The organism is Paenibacillus artemisiicola (assembly GCF_017652985.1).
GTDB classification, from domain to species: Bacteria; Bacillota; Bacilli; order Paenibacillales; family Paenibacillaceae; genus Paenibacillus_Z; species Paenibacillus_Z artemisiicola.
In genome coordinates this window covers 24,825-42,131 of sequence record NZ_JAGGDJ010000033.1, presented here as the reverse complement: position 1 = coordinate 42,131, position 17,307 = coordinate 24,825, and the positions used below count along the sequence as shown (strand labels likewise).

The window sequence follows — 17,307 nt, the reverse complement described above, 5'->3', positions numbered from 1 at the left end:
TGTACGGCGCTGAGTACCGATATGGAGCGGATTTGGCGTTTGGCGGGTGCATGTATGGTACGCGGTGCCGTGCATGCGAATCTAAGACGGGATACCCCAATGATAAAACAAGCCGTACGCCCTATGGCGTACGGCTTGTTTGCGGCGAAAAGAACGTCAAGCGGTCAGTGCCACTTCACGACGTCCTCGTACGGCAGGAAGGAGCGGTCGCCAGGCGTCTCCGCCGGCCGGCCGAACGGCATTTGGGCGATGAGCGTCCACGAGGCGGGAACGTCCCACTCCGCTTTCACCTGGTCGTCGATGATCGGGTTGTAGTGCTGCAGCGACGCGCCGAGACCTTGTTCGGTCAGGCCGAGCCAAACGGCGTACTGGAGCAGCGCGCTGCCTTGATGCGACCAATTGTGGAAATGCATCTGGTACGACGGCGACGATTTCGCCTGCATCGCTTTGACCGTCGTTTCGTCCTCGAAGAACAGCACCGTGCCGGCGCCGCCTTTGAAGCCGTTCATGCGGTCCTGCGTCGCGCCGAATTTTTCCGCCGGGACGTGGGCGCGGAGCGTTTCGGTCACGAGGTCCCAGAGCTTGGCGTGATTGGCGCCCGTCAGCACGACGAGGCGGCCGCTCTGCATGTTGAAGGCGGACGGCGCGTGCAGCGCGTTCCGAACCACGTCTTCGACCGCGGCGCGCGGCACCTCCGGCGAGTTGGTCAGCTTGCGAATGGAGCGGCGTCCTTTGACGATTTCGGCGAACGACATCGATCTCATCCTTTCGTCGGGAAAATGGGATGGCGGTCAGGCTGGTCATCCCCCGCCGCCCGTCTGTTATCGAGGGGGGCGGGACGCTCGTTCACGGGCGGGAACGGCACGGCGAGCAGAGCCGGCTTACAGTCTGGCGGCAGCGGCCGCGCAGCCTAGCGTTCGCTTTCGCCGTTGATTTCTTCCTGTTTTATTATAGACTTCCTTCCGGTTCGGCTGCAAAGCCCGCAAGCTTGCGCCGGGCTTTCTTCACAATCGCTTCACGGCCCTCTATACTGGAGAAAACGCGCATCTAGCGAAAACGGAGCGGAAGGAGCGTCATGCGCATGAGAGCGGAGGAAGTGACCGGCATCCTCCTCGCGGGCGGACGGAGCTCGCGGATGGGACGCAACAAGGCGCTGCTGCCGGTGGGCGGCAAGCCGCTGCTGCGGCATGCGGCGGAGGCGATGCTCGCTCTTGGCCTGCGGCGCGTCGTCGTCGCCTGCGGTCCGGCGGAGCGCGCGGGCGACTACGGGCCGCTGCTCGCGGGCTTGCCGGGCGAGATCGGCTTCGCGGCCGACCGCTTCCCGGATAGCGGGCCGCTCGCGGGCCTGCATGCCGCGCTGACCGCGATGCCGGCGCCCGGCTACGGCTTCGCGATGGCCTGCGACATGCCGGCGTTGTCGGCGCCGCTGCTGGCGCGGCTGCTTCGGGCCGTCGGGGAGGCGGCGCCGGGCGGAGCGGACTGGCCCGCAACTGCGGGCGCCGTCGGCGATTCCGCGTCGGAACCCGCGGGCGGCGTAGTCGTCGCGGGCACGGGAGAAACGGTCGCGCCGGCAGGCGGCATTGCCCGCGGCGCGGCCGGCGGAGGCGAAGAACCCGCCGCGGCCGGCGCGCCTCCGAACGCCCCCGAGCCGGCTGCCGCAGCCGCGGCTGCCGGAGGCGCCAAGGCCGAAGGCCGCGAGGCATTCCGCGGCCCGCAGCTGATCCGCGCGGCGGGGCAGCCCTTCCACGCGCTGTACCATACGAGCGCGGCCGCGGAGCTGGCGTCGCGGCTGGCGCGCGGGGACCTGCGCGTCATGGCGCTCGCCGGCGCGCTGCGGACGCTCGAGCTGACGCCGGACGCGGACGAGGAAGGCGCGTTCGCGAACCTGAACACGCCGGACGCGTACGAACGATACGTCCGTCTCGGCGAACAACCGAAAGCCCCTTGACCGTTCGCGGAAGCTCCGCGCGGGTCAAGGGGCTTTGCCTTTATCTCGCCATTATCCTTATCTTTAAAGTTGCCGTTAATGTCGCCAATCGTGGCTGTTGCTTTATCTTGCCTCCGCCGCGCCGCCGCGCCGCGGCCGCCTGCTTCTACGAAGCGATGCCGCCCGGCACGCTCGCGTCGACGCGGGCTTTGCCGCCGCTGCCGATCCACGATTTTTTCCACGAGCCTTGGATCAGGAAGATGAGCGCGACGCACAGCGCCGCGACGCCGCTCACGATCAGGAAGCCGGGCGCGTACGAGCCGGTGGACAGCTTCAGGTTGCCGAGCAGCTTCGGCAGGAAGTAGCCGCCGAGACCGCCCGCGGCGCCGACGATGCCGGTCACGATGCCGATCTCGTTTTGGAAGCGGAGCGGAACGAGCTGGAACACGGAGCCGTTGCCCATGCCGAGCGCCATCATGCCGACGAACAGCAGCACGAGGATGACCGGGAGCGCCGGGAGGGACGAGATGCAGGCCATCATGAGCGCCACGATGCCGTAAAGCAGCATCAGCATGCGGATGCCGCCGATCCGGTCGGCCAGCCAGCCGCCGACGGGGCGGAAGAAGCTGCCGGCGATGACGCACAGCGTGGTGAAGTCGGCCGCCCGTACGGGGCTCAGGCCGTATTGGGTATTGAAGAAGATGGTCAGGTAGTTGGACATGCCCACGAAGCCGCCGAACGTGACGCCGTAGAACACGCAGAACATCCACGTGTCGCGCTGCCGCAGCACGGCGCCGTAATCGGACAGCTTGCGCGGCGCGGGCTGGTTCGGGCTGTCCTTCGCCAGAACGGAGAAGACGACGAACACGATGACGATCGGGATGAGCGCAAGGCCGAAGACGACGTGCCACGTGCCGAAATGCTGCGCGATCCGGTTCGCGAACAGCGTCGAGAACACGGTGCCGCTGTTGCCGGCGCCGGCGATGCCCATCGCCAGGCCCTGGTATTTCGGCGGGTACCAGCGGCTCGCGAGCGGCAGGGCGGCGGCGAACGAGGCGCCGGCGATGCCGAGCATGAGGGCGACGCCGTACAGCTCGTTCAAGGAGTCGACGAACTTCCAGCCCCAGACGAGCGGGACCATCGTCAGCAGCAGCCCGAGCTGGCCGGTGCGCTTCGGCCCGATGACGTCCGTCAGGTAGCCGAGCACGAGGCGCAGCACCGAGCCGCCGAGGACGGGCAGCGCGACGAGGTTGGCTTTCTGCGCGGCGTCCATTTGGTAGTCGCCCATAATGACGACGGCGAGCGGCCCGAGGAGCGACCAAACCATAAAGCTCAAATCGAAATACAGAAACGCGCTCAGCAGCGAAGGGCCGTGCCCGCTTTTCAAGAAACTTTTGCGATCCATCATCCTGCAAAACTCCTCTCCATGGTTGGCGTTGCTTCTCTCTCTCCATCATTCCTGCCGGATGCCGGCCGGCGGAAATCCGCGAACGGGCAGGGCCCGGAACAACCGAAAAGGCCGCATCGCAGTCAAATAGAACTGCAACGCGGCCTCATTGCCACCCGGCCGCACGTCGGTGTGCGCGCCGGTTCATTCGCGGATCCACATCTTTGTGATCTTGTTTGCATTATAGAGGCGGCCGAAAACGGATGTCAATATACCTGACATTATTTTCGGGAAAAAAGGCGATAACAGATTTCAGGCTCGCAGCCCCCGGTTCACCCGTGAATGAGCTGGTACACCTTGACGATCGACGCGGAAATGTCCCCGATCCGCTTGCGTTCGTTCATCGCCTGTTTGCGGAGGAAGTCGTACGCTTCCGCTTCCGTAATGCCCTTGATCTCGCACAGCACGGCCTTCGCCTGATCGATCCATTTGCGCTCCTCGATCCGCTGCAGAAGCTGCTCGCGTTCTTCCGCCCAGCGCCGGCGCTGCCGGAACGCGCGGACGCTCCACTGGAGCGCGATCTTCGTCTCGCGGGAGCCCATGGAAGCGAACAGGATCCCGTCGAGCTCGCAGCCCCAATCGGCGTCCGGCGGGACGTCCCCGTCCGGGCAGAGCCACAGCGTCGGCAGCCGGCGCATGCCCGCGACGGCGGATTGCCAGCCGGCCAGCGCCGCGGCCGGGACATGCAGGACGACCGCGTCGACGGCGCCGACGGCGGCGCGGGCTTCGCTCTCGCCGGCCGCGCGGCGCAGCGACTTGCAGCATCGCCGCAGACTGTCCGCGGCCGCGGGCGGCGTTTCGTTCTCAAGCAACAAAATCGACTTCATGGACCTTCACCTCGCTAAACTGGGGCTTAAGCGTTCGTGGCTGTTTATGCCGGTTATGAATGTCACGTATGGTTACACGGAATCGCTTCGAATAACGCGCATTTCGAAGGGCTTCTTCTTTGTATTATGAATTGGGCGGGGTTTACGTGTCAAGATAGTTGACATATGTCTGAAGGCGATCTATAATCGGGTCAAGAACTTTCGATCCGACGGCACAACGGCGTGCCCTTACGATCCGGCAATGGAGCCTATCCCGAGCGTCTTGTTTTCTTTGGCGCGGGGATGGGCTTTTTATGGTTTCATCCGAGTTGTCATTCGCGTTTCGCCCTCACTTTACGTTTAGGAGAGATCGCCATGAAGAAGAAGCTGGTCATGATCGGAAACGGAATGGCGGGCGTCTCGTTCGTCGAACAGCTGCTGAAGCTGAACCCGGGCCGGTACGACATCTCGATTATCGGCGCGGAGCCGCATCCGAACTATAACCGCATTATGCTCTCGTCCGTCCTCGCCGGCGACGCCGGCCTGAACGAGATCGTGCTGAACGATTGGGATTGGTACCAAGACAACGGCATCGCGCTGCTCGCCGGACAGGAGGCGGTCGAGGTGGATGCCGCGAAGCGCGAGGTGCGCACGGACCGCGGCGCGGCGCTGCCGTACGACGAGCTCGTATTCGCAACGGGCTCGCTGCCGTTCATGCTGCCGCTGCCCGGCGCCGACAAGGAAGGCGTCATCGCGTTCCGCGACATCAAGGACTGCGAGACGATGATGGAGGCGGCGAAACGATACCGCAAGGCGATCGTCATCGGCGGGGGCCTGCTCGGTCTCGAAGCGGCCCGCGGCCTGCTCCATCTCGGCATGGAAGCGGCCGTCGTGCATAACGGCCCGTTCCTCATGAACCGGCAGCTCGACGAGACGGCTTCGCGGATGCTGCGGACGGAGCTGGAGCGCCAAGGGATGACGTTCCTGCTGAATAAGCAGTCCGCCGCCATTACGGGCGAGTCGCGCGTCACAGGCTTGACGTTCACGGACGGGACGCGCGCGGAAGCCGATCTGATCGTCATGGCGGTCGGCATCCGGCCGAACGCGGGATTGGCGGCGCGCAGCGGCGTATCGGTCCAGACCGGCATCGTGGTGAACGATTATATGGAAACGAATCTCCCGCACGTCTATGCCGTCGGCGAGTGCGCGGAGCACCGCGGCGTGGCGTACGGCCTCGTGGCGCCGCTCTACGAGCAGGGAGCGGTGCTGGCCAAGCGGCTGGCCGGCGCGGAAACCGCGGGATACGCGGGCTCGGTGCCGTCGACGAAGCTGAAGGTATCGGGCGTGAACGTCTTCTCGGCGGGCCGGTATACCGACGATCCCGGCACGAGGGCGCTCCGCGTGCAGGATGACCTGGACGGCATCTATAAGAAAGTCGTGTTCGAGAACGGCCGCGTCGTCGGCGCGGTGCTGTTCGGCGACACGAGCGACGGCTCGAAGCTGTTCGCCGCGATCCGCAGCGGGAAAGACTACGCGGGCAGCGAGCGGGAGCTGCTGTTCGGCCCGTCCGGCGGAGGCGGCAAGCCCGCGGGCGCGGAGGATCTCGCGGCGGCGATGAGCGGCGACGAAATCGTCTGCGGCTGCAACGGCGTGACGAAGGATATGCTCGTGGACGCCATCACGGAGAAGGGCTGCGCCAGCGTGCCCGAGCTGAAGGCGTGCACGAAGGCGTCCGGCGGCTGCGGCGGGTGCAAGCCGCTCGTGGAAGCGATCCTGACGTCGACGCTCGGCGCCGACAAGGTGGCGGCGGTGAAGGAAGGCATTTGCGGCTGCACGAAGCTGACGCGCGACGAGATCGTCGGCGCCATCCGGGAGATGCGTCTCACGACGACGAAGGAAGCGATGCACGTGCTGGAGTGGAGCAATCCGGAGGGCTGCTCCAAGTGCCGGCCGGCGCTCAATTACTATATCGGGATGGCGTTCCCGGAGGAGCACGAGGACGAACGGGCGTCCCGCTTCGTCAACGAGCGCAGCCACGCCAACATCCAGAAGGACGGCACGTACTCCGTGGTCCCGCGGATTTACGGCGGCGTGACGACGCCGGAGGACTTGAAGCGGATCGCGACGGTCGCGGAGAAGTACCGGGTGCCGCTCGTCAAGATTACCGGCGGCCAGCGGATCGATCTGCTCGGCGTGAAGAAGGAGGACCTGCCGGGCATGTGGGAGGACCTCGACATGCCGTCGGGGTACGCCTACGGCAAGTCGCTCCGCACGGTCAAGACCTGCGTCGGCAACACTTTCTGCCGCTTCGGCACCCAGGACGCGATGAAGATGGGCGTCGACCTGGAGAAGAAATTCGAGCGGCTCGACACGCCGCATAAAGTGAAGCTCGCCGTGTCGGGCTGCCCGCGCAACTGCGCGGAGGCGACGATCAAGGACCTCGGCGTCGTCGCGATCGACGGCGGTTGGGAGCTGCACGTCGCGGGCAACGGCGGCACCCGCGTCCGGGCCGCGGAGCTGCTGACGAAGGTGAAGACCGAGGAGGAGGTGCTGGAGTGGACCGGCGCGTACCTCCAGTACTACCGCGAAACGGCGAATTATTTGGAACGCACGAGCGAATGGTGCCAGCGCGTCGGACTCGACGCGGTCAAGGCAGCGCTCGCGGACAAAGCGGACCGCGACGCGCTGAACGCCCGCATCGACGCGACGCTCGGGCTGACGCGGGATCCGTGGAAGGAGATCATCGAGAACGCCGAGCTGCGCAGCGCGTTCGAGACGCTGACCGCGCCGGCGGACGCGAAGTAACGGCCGCGGCACGCTGCGGATAGGGTCGGGTCGGGGACGGCTTTAACCGAATGAGACAGAGACGCGCTGCCGCCCGGGCGGCAGCCGCGCAAAGGAGCGGAAGAGCGATGAACGAAGTGATTGTGGGCCATATTGACGAGTTTCCCGCGCGGTCGGGGCGCATATTCCGGATGGACGGCTTGGAGCTGGCGCTGTTCAAGCTGTCCGACGGCACGGTCCGGGCGGTGGAGAACCGGTGTCCGCACAAGGGCGGACAGCTCTCCGAAGGCATCGTCTGCGACCATCACGTCTACTGCCCGCTGCACGATTGGAAGATCGACCTGCGCGACGGGCTCGTGCAGGCGCCCGACGAGGGCTGCGTGGCACCGTACCGGGTCGAGGTGGACGAAAGCGGCAACGTCGTATTGTTTCTGAAGGAAGAGGCGGAAGCGAAGGTATCGTAGATCGAGCAAGCATACGGGGCGGCAAGGGGCGCGCGCAGGAGCGCCCGGGCCGGCAGAAGCGGATCGGACCAAGACGGGAGGCGGCGGCATGGCGCGATTGGAAGGGAAAACGATAGCGGTGACGGGCGCGCGCAAGGCGGAGGAGTTCGGCAGGATGGTGGCCAAATTCGGCGGGACGATGGTGCTCCGTCCGGCGCAGGGCGACGTGTTTCTCGACGACGCCCGGATCGAGGAGCAGCTGCGCGGGCTGATCGTCCGCCCGGCCGATTGGCTCGTGCTCACGACCGGCACGGGGACCGAGGCGCTGCTGGAGGCGGCGGACCGGCTCGGTCTCCTGATGCCGTTCCTCGCGGCGCTCGGGCGGATGCGCATCGCGGCGCGCGGCTACAAGACCGTGAACGCGCTGCGCAAATACGGCCAGGCGCCGGACGCGCGCGACGACGACGGCACGACGGCGGGGCTGCTGCGCGCGATGGGGCAGCGCGGCCTCGCCGGCGCGCGGATCGCGCTGCAGCTGTACGGCGATCCCGCGCCGCGGCTCACCGGCGAGCTCGCCGCCCGCGGCGCCGTCTGCGAGGAGCTGCTGCCGTACCGCCATCTGCCGCCGGAAGGCGCCGTGCTCCGGCAGCTGCTGGACGAGATCGCGGGCCGGCGCGTGGATGCCGTCGCGTTCACGAGCACGGCGCAGGTCCGCTGCGTGATGGGCCGCGCGGCCGAGCTGGGCCTGCTGGAAGCCGTGCGCGAGGCGTTCGCCGGTGACGTGCTCGCGGCATCCGTCGGCAAGGTGTCGGCCGAAGCGCTGCGCGAGGAAGGCGTGGAGCGGGTGCTGTACCCGGAGGAGGAGCGGATGGGCAGCCTGATCGTGGCGCTCGGGAAGCATTTCGGCGCCGCGGGGGGCCATCACGTGGCGTAAAGAGCGGCGCCCGGCGCCAAGCACGCAAGAGAACGGGGGCCTCTCCGGACGGAGGGGCTCTTTTTCGCGCCTTGCGGAGCGGGCGATTAGGAGCCGGGCCGCGCATCCTGTATAATCGGATTTGTTTCGATGAACGAAGGGGGCGGACGCGCGATGGCGGTTCGATGGACGGGAGACGCGGCCGCGTACGCGGACGGGCTGGAGCGGCTGCTGCGTGGCCATGCCGACGCGGCGACGGCCGTTCCGATGGCGGCGTATATGCGGGACCGGTTTCCGTTTCTCGGGATCCGCAATCCGGCGCGCACGGCGCTGACGAAAGCCTACGCGAAGGAGCATGGCGTACCTTCCGGCGAAGCGCTCGAAGCGGTCGCGCGGCGGCTGTGGGCGCTGCCGGAGCGGGAATTTCACTATGCGGCGCTGGAGCTGCTGACGAAGCGCAAGAAGGAGCTGCGCCCGGAGCAGACGGGACTGCTGGAGCAGCTGATCACGACGCACAGCTGGTGGGATACGGTGGACATGCTGGCGAACCATTTGGCCGGGGCGCTGTTCGCCAAGCACCCGGAGCTCGTTCCGGCGTTCGCGGAGAAATGGATCGCGTCGGACGACCTGTGGCTGCGCCGCTCGGCGATTCTGTTCCAGCTCGGCTACAAGGCGGGCACCGATGCGGAGCTGCTGTTCGCGCTCATCCGCCGCACGGCGGGCGAGAGCGATTTTTTCATGCGCAAGGCGATCGGCTGGGTGCTGCGGGAGTACGCCAAGACGAATCCGGAGGCGGTGCGGGCGTTCGTGCGCCGGGCGGAGCTGTCGCCGCTCAGCGTGCGCGAGGCGCTGAAGCATATCGGAGAGTAGCCCGAACGGCGTCGCACAAGGCTTTTGGCCGCATTGCAAAAGGTATTTGACGGGCATGCTCGTCCCGTGGTATTCTAATTCCAACAAAGTAGGTAGGAATTATAGGAATAAGGTGGTGCCGAAGATGAATCATCCCATTACGATCCGGAGCGGCGAGATCGAGCTGTCCGGCGTGCTTCAATATCCCGTCGTGCCGGAAGGCGCGAAATGCGGCAACAAATATCCGCTCGTCATCGTCTGCCACGGCTTCATCGGCAACCGGATGGGCACGGACCGGCTGTTCGTGGAAGCGGCGGAGCGGCTGACGCGCAGCGGCTATCTCGTGCTCCGCTTCGATTACGGCGGCTGCGGCGAGAGCGGCGGCGACTACGGCGGCGGCGGTCTGGACGCGCTCATCGAGCAGACCCGCACGGTCATCGACTACGCGTCGAGCCTCGACCTGGTGGATTCGGAGCGGCTGATCCTGCTCGGCCACAGCCTGGGCGGCGCGGTCGCGGTGCTGACGGCGGCGCGGGATTCGCGCGTGAAGTCGCTCGTCCTGTGGGCGCCGGTCGCGCATCCGTTCATGGATATTCGCAACATCATCGGAACCAAGGCGATCGAGGAGATCGAGAACGTCGGCAAGACCGACTACATGCATTACCAATTCACCAAGCGCTTCGCGGACTCGCTGGCTCAGTACCAGCCGCTCACGGAGCTGCGCGGCTTCGGCGGCGACGTGCTGATCGTGCACGGAACGGCCGATACGGTCGTGCCGGTCGACTACTGCTTCCTGTACCAGAAAATGTTCTGGCTCCGCAAAGAGGGCAATTGCGACAAAGAGGTCATCCTGCAGGGCGACCATACCTTCTCGAGCAAAACCTCGCGCGACGAGCTGTTCGATATTTCGCTGCGCTGGATCGACGCGGTCGGCAAACGCCGCAGCGATTGGAGCTTGTGGACGATCTGACGGGAAATTCCCGCAGGCGTCAGCCGCCTTGGACCGACACGGTCGCGGGCGGCTTTTCGCTTTCCGGCATGCGTCATAAACGCCGTTATACCGCCGGAATCGCTGCATTGCGTCTCGTTGCGCTGCTTGTCTTGCTGCTTGCTTCGCTGCTGGTTTCGCATCTTGTTCCATACCTCGTTCGGATCCGGGTTTCCTACCCGATCGAGCCGTCTTTTGCGGCCATTGCAACAATTTCGGCGTCTGCTTTCGTCGGTTAGGGTAAGACTAAACCTACAACGACGAAACGAGTGGTGGTATAGATGAGAAAGCTTTGGCTGGCAACGCTGGCGCTGTCGGTCGTGCTTGCGGGGGGCTGCGGCTCTGCCGGGGGCAACGGCGGCGCGACGGGCGGGACGAATCCGGGGAACGCCGCGCCGCCGGCGCAGACGCCGGACAACGGCAATGCGCCGCAGACGACGCCGGAGCAGCCCGGATCGGGCAACGGCGGGAACGCGGGCGCGGGCAATAACGGGGCGCAGACGCCTCCCGCGGAGAACGGCAATTCCGGCTCGAACGAGCCGCCGCCGCCCGCGCAGCCGACGGCCGAAGAGCTGCTCGCGCAGCGCGTCGCGAAGATGACGCTGGACGAGAAGGTCGGCGAGATGCTCATCGCCGGCCTCGACGGCACGACGGCGAGCGCGCAGGCGAAGCGCATGATTCAGGAGCAGCATGTCGGCGGCTTTATTTTCTATAAGAACAATGTCACGACCCCCGCGGGCGTGGCCGCTTACGTCAATCAGCTGAAGGCGTGGAACAAGGCCAATCCCGCGCCGCTCTTCATCTCGGTGGACCAGGAAGGCGGGCGCGTCAGCCGGCTGCCCGGCCTGTTGAAAATCCCGCCCGCCCGGACGATCGGCGACACGGGCGACGCGGCGTACGCGGGACAGATCGGCACCGCGCTCGGGAAGGCGGGCAAGCTGATGGGCTTCAACGTCGATTTCGCCCCGGTGCTGGACATCAACAGCAATCCGAACAATCCGGTCATCGGCGACCGCTCCTTCGGCACGACGCCGAAGCGCGTGACCGACATGGGGCTCTCCGTCCTGGAGAGCATCCGCGGGCAGGGCGTCGTGCCGGTCGTGAAGCATTTTCCGGGCCATGGGGATACCTCGGTGGATTCCCACCTGGAGCTGCCCGTCGTGAACAAGACCTTGGCGCAGCTGAAGGCGTTCGAATGGGTGCCCTTCAAGGCGGCCGTCGAGGACGGGGCCGACATGGTGATGGTGGCGCATATCCTGTTCCCGAAGATCGACCCGTCGCATCCGGCCTCGCTGTCGAAGACGATCATCACGGACGAACTGCGCGGCGAGCTTGGCTTCCAAGGCGTCGTCATCACGGACGACATGACGATGGGCGCGATCTCCGAGCATTTCGGCCTGGCCCAGGCCGCCGTGACGTCGGTGAAGGCCGGCAGCGACATCATTCTGCTCGCGCACGGGTACGACGATGCCAAGACGGTCGTCGGCGCGCTGAAGCAGGCCGTGCAGAAGGGCGCGATTACGCAGCAGCGGATCGACGAAAGCGTGACGCGCATCCTGGCGCTCAAGCAGCGCTACAAGCTGAGCGACGCGGCGATTCCGGCGAAGCCGGACGTGAGCGGCGTGAACGCGATCATCAAGAAGGCCGTGTCGGCGCACTGACCGGCCGGCGAACCAGGAGGCATCCGTCCCGGCCGCGCGCGAAGCCGTTCCCGGCGGTCTCCATGGCCGCCCGCGGGAACGGCTTATTTTTTTGCAATTCTGGGGAAACCTACAGTATACTGTGCGGAGCCGAAGCGCGAGACGCAAGGTCAAGGAGGCGCAATCATGCCAGTCATCGATGAAAGCATCGTGTCGATGCTCGATCAGAACATCGACACGATCAAAGGCAAGGACGGAACGATCATACTCGTGGGGCCGATCCGGCTCCCCGTCAATCTCGACGGCGAGACCGTCGTATTTCAATGGTACTGCTGGCTGCCGTGCAAGGATCTCGTCCATAAGGAGGGCGGCTGCAAGGAGAAGGAGCGGACGGAGTTTCTGATCGAGCAGCTGTCGGCTTCCAATCTGGCGGAGAAGCAGCAATCGAGCGTGCTCGTCCACGGGGATTTCGCGAACGCGGAGGATGCCCTCATCCGGATGCACAGCATCTGCCATACGGGCGACATATTCGGAAGCAAGCGGTGCGATTGCGGCTATCAGCTGCACCAGTCCATGAAAATGATCGCGTCGCACGGCGCCGGGGCGCTGTTCTACCTGGCGAACCACGAGGGGCGCGGCATCGGGCTGTTCAGCAAGGCGATGGCGTACCTGCTGCAGGAGAAGGGCTACGACACGGTCGACGCGAACCTGGAGCTCGGCTTCAAGGACGACGCGCGCAGCTACGACGACACGCTGGTCGTGCTGAAGCACTTGCGCAGCAAGCCGGTCACGCTGATCACGAACAATCCGCGCAAGCTGGAGGCGCTCAAGGCGTCCGGCCTGAACGTCGACGGCCGGGTGCCGCTGTGGGGCGACGTTTCGGAATTCAACCAAAAGTATTTGCAGACGAAGGTGAACCGCTCCGGCCATTTCGACGAGGAGCAGTCGGTTCGCCGGCCGTAGGGCGGCGGGGGACGGGACCCGGCGCCCGAACGGAACGAAGACGCGGGACCGCGGGGAGCGGGCAGCATAGGCTGTCCGCTCCTCTTTTTTGTGCGCGGGAAACGTTTAACCGGCGGGCGATGATGAAAGACTGATAGCATCGCGTTATAAAAAACCAATCATGTTTGGCGGCGCATCGTCGTATCTATTAGTATTCCGGCCGATCTGGGGTACCGGAAACGATAGGATAGGGTGGTGTGCCGCTTGGCAAAAACGATTGTTTACCCGCATCGGGGCGAAGTGAAGGGCGTCGTCCGGGTTCCTCCGTCCAAGTATCATTTGCACCGCGCGCTCATCTTCGGTTCCCTGGCGGACGGGGAGACGGTCATCCGCGGCAAATCCGGCGCGCTGCACATCAAGGACACGCTCCGTTCGCTGCAGGACTTCGGCATCGCGGTGAAGCCGACCGAGGACGGCTACAGGGTCAAGGGCGGGCCGTACAAGCCTCGCAACGGCAAGATTCGGGTCGGCAGCTCCGGCTCGACGCTGCAATTCATGCTCGGGCTGGGCAGCTTGTCCGAAGGCCGGCCGGCTACATACGACGGGCATAAGGCGCTGCGGGAACGGCCCATCGGCCCGCTGCTGGAGGCGCTCGGCGCCGTCGGCATCGGCTGGCAGGCCGACCGGCACAAGATGCCGGTCACGATCGCGCCCGGACGGCCGCGCGGCGGGCTCGTCCAAGTGCCGGGCACGCTCAGTCAGTGGATCTCCGGTCTGCTGATCGCGGCGCCGTTCGCCGCCGCGGACACGGTGATCGAGGCGCTGCCGCCGGTCAACGAGCTGACGTACGTCCGGCTCACCATCCAGATGATGCGGCAGTTCGGCATCGTCATCGAAGAGGAGCCGGGCGGCGCGAGATGGCGGGTGCCCGCGGGACAGACGTACCGGGCGACGGAAATCGCGATCGAGCCGGACCTGTCCTCGTCGGCCTTCCTGCTCGCGCTCGCCGCGCTCTATCCGGCGGACCTGACGCTGCAGGGCATCGCGGGGAAAGGCACGCATCCGGAAAACCGGGTGCTCGAGATCGTCGAGGAGCTGGGCATACCGCTGGCGTACGATCCCGCCGGCGAAGGGCTGCGCATCCGCCACGCCGGCATTCGGCCGACGAGCGGCCTCGACATCGACATGCGGGACATCCCGGACCTCATTCCGGTGCTGTCCGTCGTCGCGGCGCTGTCGCGGGGCCAGACGGTGCTGCGCAATATCGGGCCGGGCCGGATGAAGGAATCGAACCGCGTCAAGGCGATGCTGCAGCTGAACAAGATGGGCGCGCGCATCGAGGAGACCGGGGACGACCTCGTCATCGAAGGCGTCGAGCGGCTGAAGGGCGCGGCGATCTCCACGTACAACGACCATCGCGTCCAAATGGCGTTCACGCTGGCCGGCCTCCGGTCGGAGGACGGGGTCAGCGCGCTGACGTACCCGAACGCGTACCGGATCTCGTACCCCGAGTTCTTCCGGCATCTGGAGGCGGTCGGGGTGAACGTCCGCGAGCCGGCGCTGAGCCGCTGAAGCGGGATTCGGCACCGTCGCATCGGGTTCAACCCTAGGCAATCGACGCGCCAGGCGGCTTCGGCGCGGTCCCGGCGGATCGCCGCGGAAGGCCGGAGCGGCGCCTTGGCGCCACTTCAAGCACAAACAGAGGAGATCGAATCGGGATGAAGACGGATAACAGACAGGATCACGACTATTTGTTTCTGGACCGGCTGGAGCGGGCGGACGCGCGGAAGACCGCGGTCGTCGATTTGAACGGCGGCCGCCCGGTCGCGCTGACCTTCGGCGAGCTGAACGAGCTGAGCGACCGCGCCGCGCAAGGGCTGATCGATCTCGGGGTGGAGGCGGGCGAGAACGTCGCCTATCTGCTGCCGAACGGGTGGGAGTTCGTCGTGCTGACGCTTGCGATCTGGAAGGCGGGAGCGGTTGCCTGCCCGATGCTGCCGGCGCTGCGGGAACGGGAAATCCCGTTCATCATGCGCAAGTCGAACAGCAAGGTGCTGATCATCGCGGAGGAGCACAAGGGCTTCCGCTACGGCGAGCTGATCGGGCGCATCCTCGGCGAGCTGCCGGGTATGCGGTCGCTGATCACGATCAAGCCGGGCAGCCCGGCCCGCCGGAAGACAAGCCTCGGCGGCTTGGCCGCCCAAGCGCCGGACCGCGCGCGGCTCGGGCGGCGGCGGCCGGGAGCTTCGGCGGCTTCGCAGCTGCTCTTCACGTCGGGCACGACGGGCGAGCCGAAGGGCGTTGTGCACACGCACGGCACGCTCGGCCACGGCGTCGCCGCGCACGTGGAGGCGCTCGGACTCACCCCGGACGACCGGGTCTGGATTCCGTCGCCGATGGCGCATCAGACCGGCTTCCTATACGGCATGTCGCTCGCGCTTTATCTCGGCGCGACCCAGATCTGCCAGTCGGTCTGGCAGATGGACACCGCCCGCGCCGCCATCGAGGAGCACGGCGCGACGTTCGTGCAGGCGGCGATGCCGTTTCTGGCCGATCTGACGCGCGTGAGCGCGCCGCCGAAGGGCCTGGGCGCGTTCGTCGCCACGGGCGCCCCGGTGCCGCGCAAGCTGGCGCAGGAAGCGGCGGAGAAGCTGAGCTGCAAGGTGGTCGGCGGCTGGGGTTCGACCGAGTCGTGCATGATCAGCGTCGGCAGCGTGCGGGCGTACGGCGAGGCGTCCTGGAACACGGACGGACGGGCCATCGCGGGCCGCGACATGAAGGTGACCGACGAGGAAGGACGGACGCTGCCGCCGGGCAAGGAAGGGTTGTTCAAGGTCAGAACGCCCGCCATGTTCACGGCGTACCTCGACCATCCGGAATGGTACGAAGCGGCGGTGGATCCGGACGGATTCTTCAACACCGGCGACCTGGCGGTCATCGACGAGGAGGGCAATCTTCGGCTGACCGGCAGGGTGAAGGACATCATCAACCGCGGCGGCATGAAGGTGCCGGTCGCGGAGGTCGAGAACGTGCTGTACCAGATGGACCGGCTGCGGGACGTCGCGATCGTCGGCATGCCGGACGAGCGGCTGAACGAGCGGATCTGCGCGTACGTGTCGCTGCGGAATGCCGAGGACACGCTCCGGCTGGACGAGCTGACGGCGTATCTCAAGTCGCAGGGCGTCGCCAAAATCTATTGGCCGGAGCGGCTCGAGGTCATCGGCGACATGCCGCGCACGACGACGGGCAAGATCCAGAAGTTTATTTTGCGGCAGTCGATCGCGGACAAGCTGGGCGCCGAGCTGCAGTGGACGAGCCGGGCGGAATGATCCGTCCGGACGGCCGTACGCGCGCCTTCCGGCTTGCGCGCGTCGCGGGGCCGATTGCGTGCGTTACCAAGCGTTTATAACCGTTGGAGAGGTAGGGGCATATGGAAGAGACGGCGTTCTTGAAATTAAAAGACGAAGTGGAGCGTTACGTGCACGGCCGGCTGCGGGAGCTGTCCGAGCGGATCGAGGAGACCGGGGAATGCGGGCCGGACGTCTGGGCGGAGCTGCGCGAGCGCGGCTATTTGCGCCTGGCGGCGCCGGAAGCCTACGGCGGCCGTGGCTTAAGCTTCACGCAGTATTTGCGGCTGCTGGAGCTGTTCTCGCAGTCGCACGGCTCGATCCGGATGATCGTGCACGTCATTAACGGCGTGTGGCGGCCGATCGATTTTCTCGCGACCGAGGAGCAGCGCGAACGGTTCGTGAAGCCGCTCGTGCGCGGCGAGATCAGCGTCGCGTTCACGCTGACGGAGCCGAACGCCGGTTCCGGGGCGGACATCGAGACGTCCGCGCGCCTGGAAGGCGGCGAGTACGTCCTGAACGGGGAGAAGTGGCTCATCACGTTCGGCGACACCGCGGACTATCTCATGCTCTATTGCCGGATGGAAGGGACGCGCGGCTACGACGGGACGATGGCGCTGCTCGTGCCGCGCACGGCCCCCGGCGTCGAAATCAGGCTCATGCCGCCGACGCTCGGGCTGACGGGCACGGGCCACGCGCATATCGTATTGAAGGACGCGCGCGTCCCCGCGGCGAACCTGCTCGGCGATATCGGCCAAGGGCTCGCGGGCGCGCTGAACGGCTTCCTCGATCCGAGCCGGGTGTGCGTCGGCATGACGTGCGTCGGTCTGGCGCAGCGCGCGTTCGATCTGGCCGTCATGCGGAGCGGCGAGCGCGTGACGTTCGGCAAGCCGCTCAGCCAGCGGCAGGTCGTGCAGACGTGGATCGCCGAGATGGCGACGGACATCGAAGCCGCCCGGCAGCTCGTCATGCACGCGGGCCGGCTGAAGGACGCCGGCGCGCTGACGCCGCCGCCCGCCTCGATGGCGAAGCTGTACGCGCTCGAGATGCTGCAGCGGGTGACGGACAAGGCCCAGCAGATCTGGGGCGGCATCGGGTATTTCAAGGGCTACGAGATCGAGCGCATCTACCGCGACGCGCGGGCGCAGAAGTTCGAGGAAGGCACGGCGGAGATTCAGAAGGCGGTCATTGCCAAGCATATTTTGGCGGAAAGGTGAGGGC

The 17,307-nt window shown here is 66.2% G+C and carries 15 protein-coding genes; 12 read left to right on the top strand and 3 right to left on the bottom strand.

Annotated features, from left to right (window positions below):
- Positions 1-164: 164 nt before the first annotated feature.
- On the bottom strand, positions 165-755 hold the full coding sequence (locus I8J29_RS24970; protein ID WP_420831157.1) for a nitroreductase family protein: 591 nt from the start codon (positions 753-755) through the stop codon (positions 165-167).
- 326 nt (positions 756-1,081) lie between these two features.
- Between I8J29_RS24970 and mobA the strand changes: the two genes are divergently transcribed.
- Positions 1,082-1,948, top strand: coding sequence for a molybdenum cofactor guanylyltransferase (gene mobA / locus I8J29_RS24965; protein WP_208850137.1), 867 nt, complete (start codon positions 1,082-1,084; stop codon positions 1,946-1,948).
- A gap of 145 nt (positions 1,949-2,093) precedes the next feature.
- Here the strand turns inward: mobA and I8J29_RS24960 are convergent, their stop codons facing one another.
- Both I8J29_RS24960 and I8J29_RS24955 read right to left on the bottom strand, forming a co-directional pair.
- Positions 2,094-3,332 carry a nitrate/nitrite transporter gene (locus tag I8J29_RS24960; RefSeq protein WP_208850148.1) on the bottom strand — a complete coding sequence of 413 codons (1,239 nt, stop codon included), beginning with the start codon at positions 3,330-3,332 and terminating at the stop codon, positions 2,094-2,096.
- Between the two features lie 314 nt (positions 3,333-3,646).
- Positions 3,647-4,201: an ANTAR domain-containing response regulator gene (locus I8J29_RS24955; protein ID WP_208850136.1), complete on the bottom strand. Its 555-nt coding sequence runs from the start codon at positions 4,199-4,201 to the stop codon at positions 3,647-3,649.
- Between the two features lie 354 nt (positions 4,202-4,555).
- Here I8J29_RS24955 and nirB point away from each other — a divergent pair, with 354 nt between their 5' ends.
- The 11 genes from nirB to I8J29_RS24900 all read left to right on the top strand — a co-directional run bounded on the left by nirB (position 4,556) and on the right by I8J29_RS24900 (position 17,303).
- Positions 4,556-6,985 carry a nitrite reductase large subunit NirB gene (gene nirB, locus I8J29_RS24950; protein WP_208850135.1) on the top strand — a complete coding sequence of 810 codons (2,430 nt, stop codon included), beginning with the start codon at positions 4,556-4,558 and terminating at the stop codon, positions 6,983-6,985.
- A 107-nt stretch (positions 6,986-7,092) separates the two neighbouring features.
- Positions 7,093-7,428, top strand: coding sequence for a nitrite reductase small subunit NirD (gene nirD / locus I8J29_RS24945; RefSeq protein WP_208850134.1), 336 nt, complete (start codon positions 7,093-7,095; stop codon positions 7,426-7,428).
- Between the two features lie 88 nt (positions 7,429-7,516).
- Entirely contained in the window at positions 7,517-8,341 is an 825-nt protein-coding gene (locus I8J29_RS24940; protein ID WP_208850133.1) for a uroporphyrinogen-III synthase, read from the top strand.
- A gap of 153 nt (positions 8,342-8,494) precedes the next feature.
- Positions 8,495-9,190 (top strand): DNA alkylation repair protein, encoded by a 696-nt coding sequence (locus tag I8J29_RS24935; protein ID WP_208850132.1) that lies wholly within the window; start codon positions 8,495-8,497, stop codon positions 9,188-9,190.
- A 124-nt stretch (positions 9,191-9,314) separates the two neighbouring features.
- A complete protein-coding gene (locus tag I8J29_RS24930) occupies positions 9,315-10,139 on the top strand; it encodes an alpha/beta hydrolase family protein (RefSeq protein ID WP_208850131.1) in 825 nt (274 codons plus the stop codon).
- Positions 10,127-10,396 carry a hypothetical protein gene (locus I8J29_RS24925; RefSeq protein WP_208850130.1) on the top strand — a complete coding sequence of 90 codons (270 nt, stop codon included), beginning with the start codon at positions 10,127-10,129 and terminating at the stop codon, positions 10,394-10,396. Before I8J29_RS24930 ends, I8J29_RS24925 begins: the two co-directional genes overlap by 13 nt.
- Before the next feature lie 42 nt (positions 10,397-10,438).
- A complete protein-coding gene (gene nagZ, locus I8J29_RS24920) occupies positions 10,439-11,818 on the top strand; it encodes a beta-N-acetylhexosaminidase (protein ID WP_208850129.1) in 1,380 nt (459 codons plus the stop codon).
- 195 nt (positions 11,819-12,013) lie between these two features.
- Positions 12,014-12,760, top strand: coding sequence for a GTP cyclohydrolase II (locus I8J29_RS24915; protein ID WP_420831160.1), 747 nt, complete (start codon positions 12,014-12,016; stop codon positions 12,758-12,760).
- A gap of 243 nt (positions 12,761-13,003) precedes the next feature.
- On the top strand, positions 13,004-14,311 hold the full coding sequence (gene aroA, locus I8J29_RS24910; protein WP_208850127.1) for a 3-phosphoshikimate 1-carboxyvinyltransferase: 1,308 nt from the start codon (positions 13,004-13,006) through the stop codon (positions 14,309-14,311).
- Positions 14,312-14,457: 146 nt separating this feature from the next.
- Positions 14,458-16,068, top strand: a complete 1,611-nt coding sequence (locus I8J29_RS24905) for an AMP-binding protein (RefSeq protein ID WP_208850126.1) — start codon at positions 14,458-14,460, stop codon at positions 16,066-16,068.
- A gap of 119 nt (positions 16,069-16,187) precedes the next feature.
- Positions 16,188-17,303 carry an acyl-CoA dehydrogenase family protein gene (locus tag I8J29_RS24900; protein ID WP_240546471.1) on the top strand — a complete coding sequence of 372 codons (1,116 nt, stop codon included), beginning with the start codon at positions 16,188-16,190 and terminating at the stop codon, positions 17,301-17,303.
- The last annotated feature ends 4 nt before the right edge of the window (positions 17,304-17,307 follow it).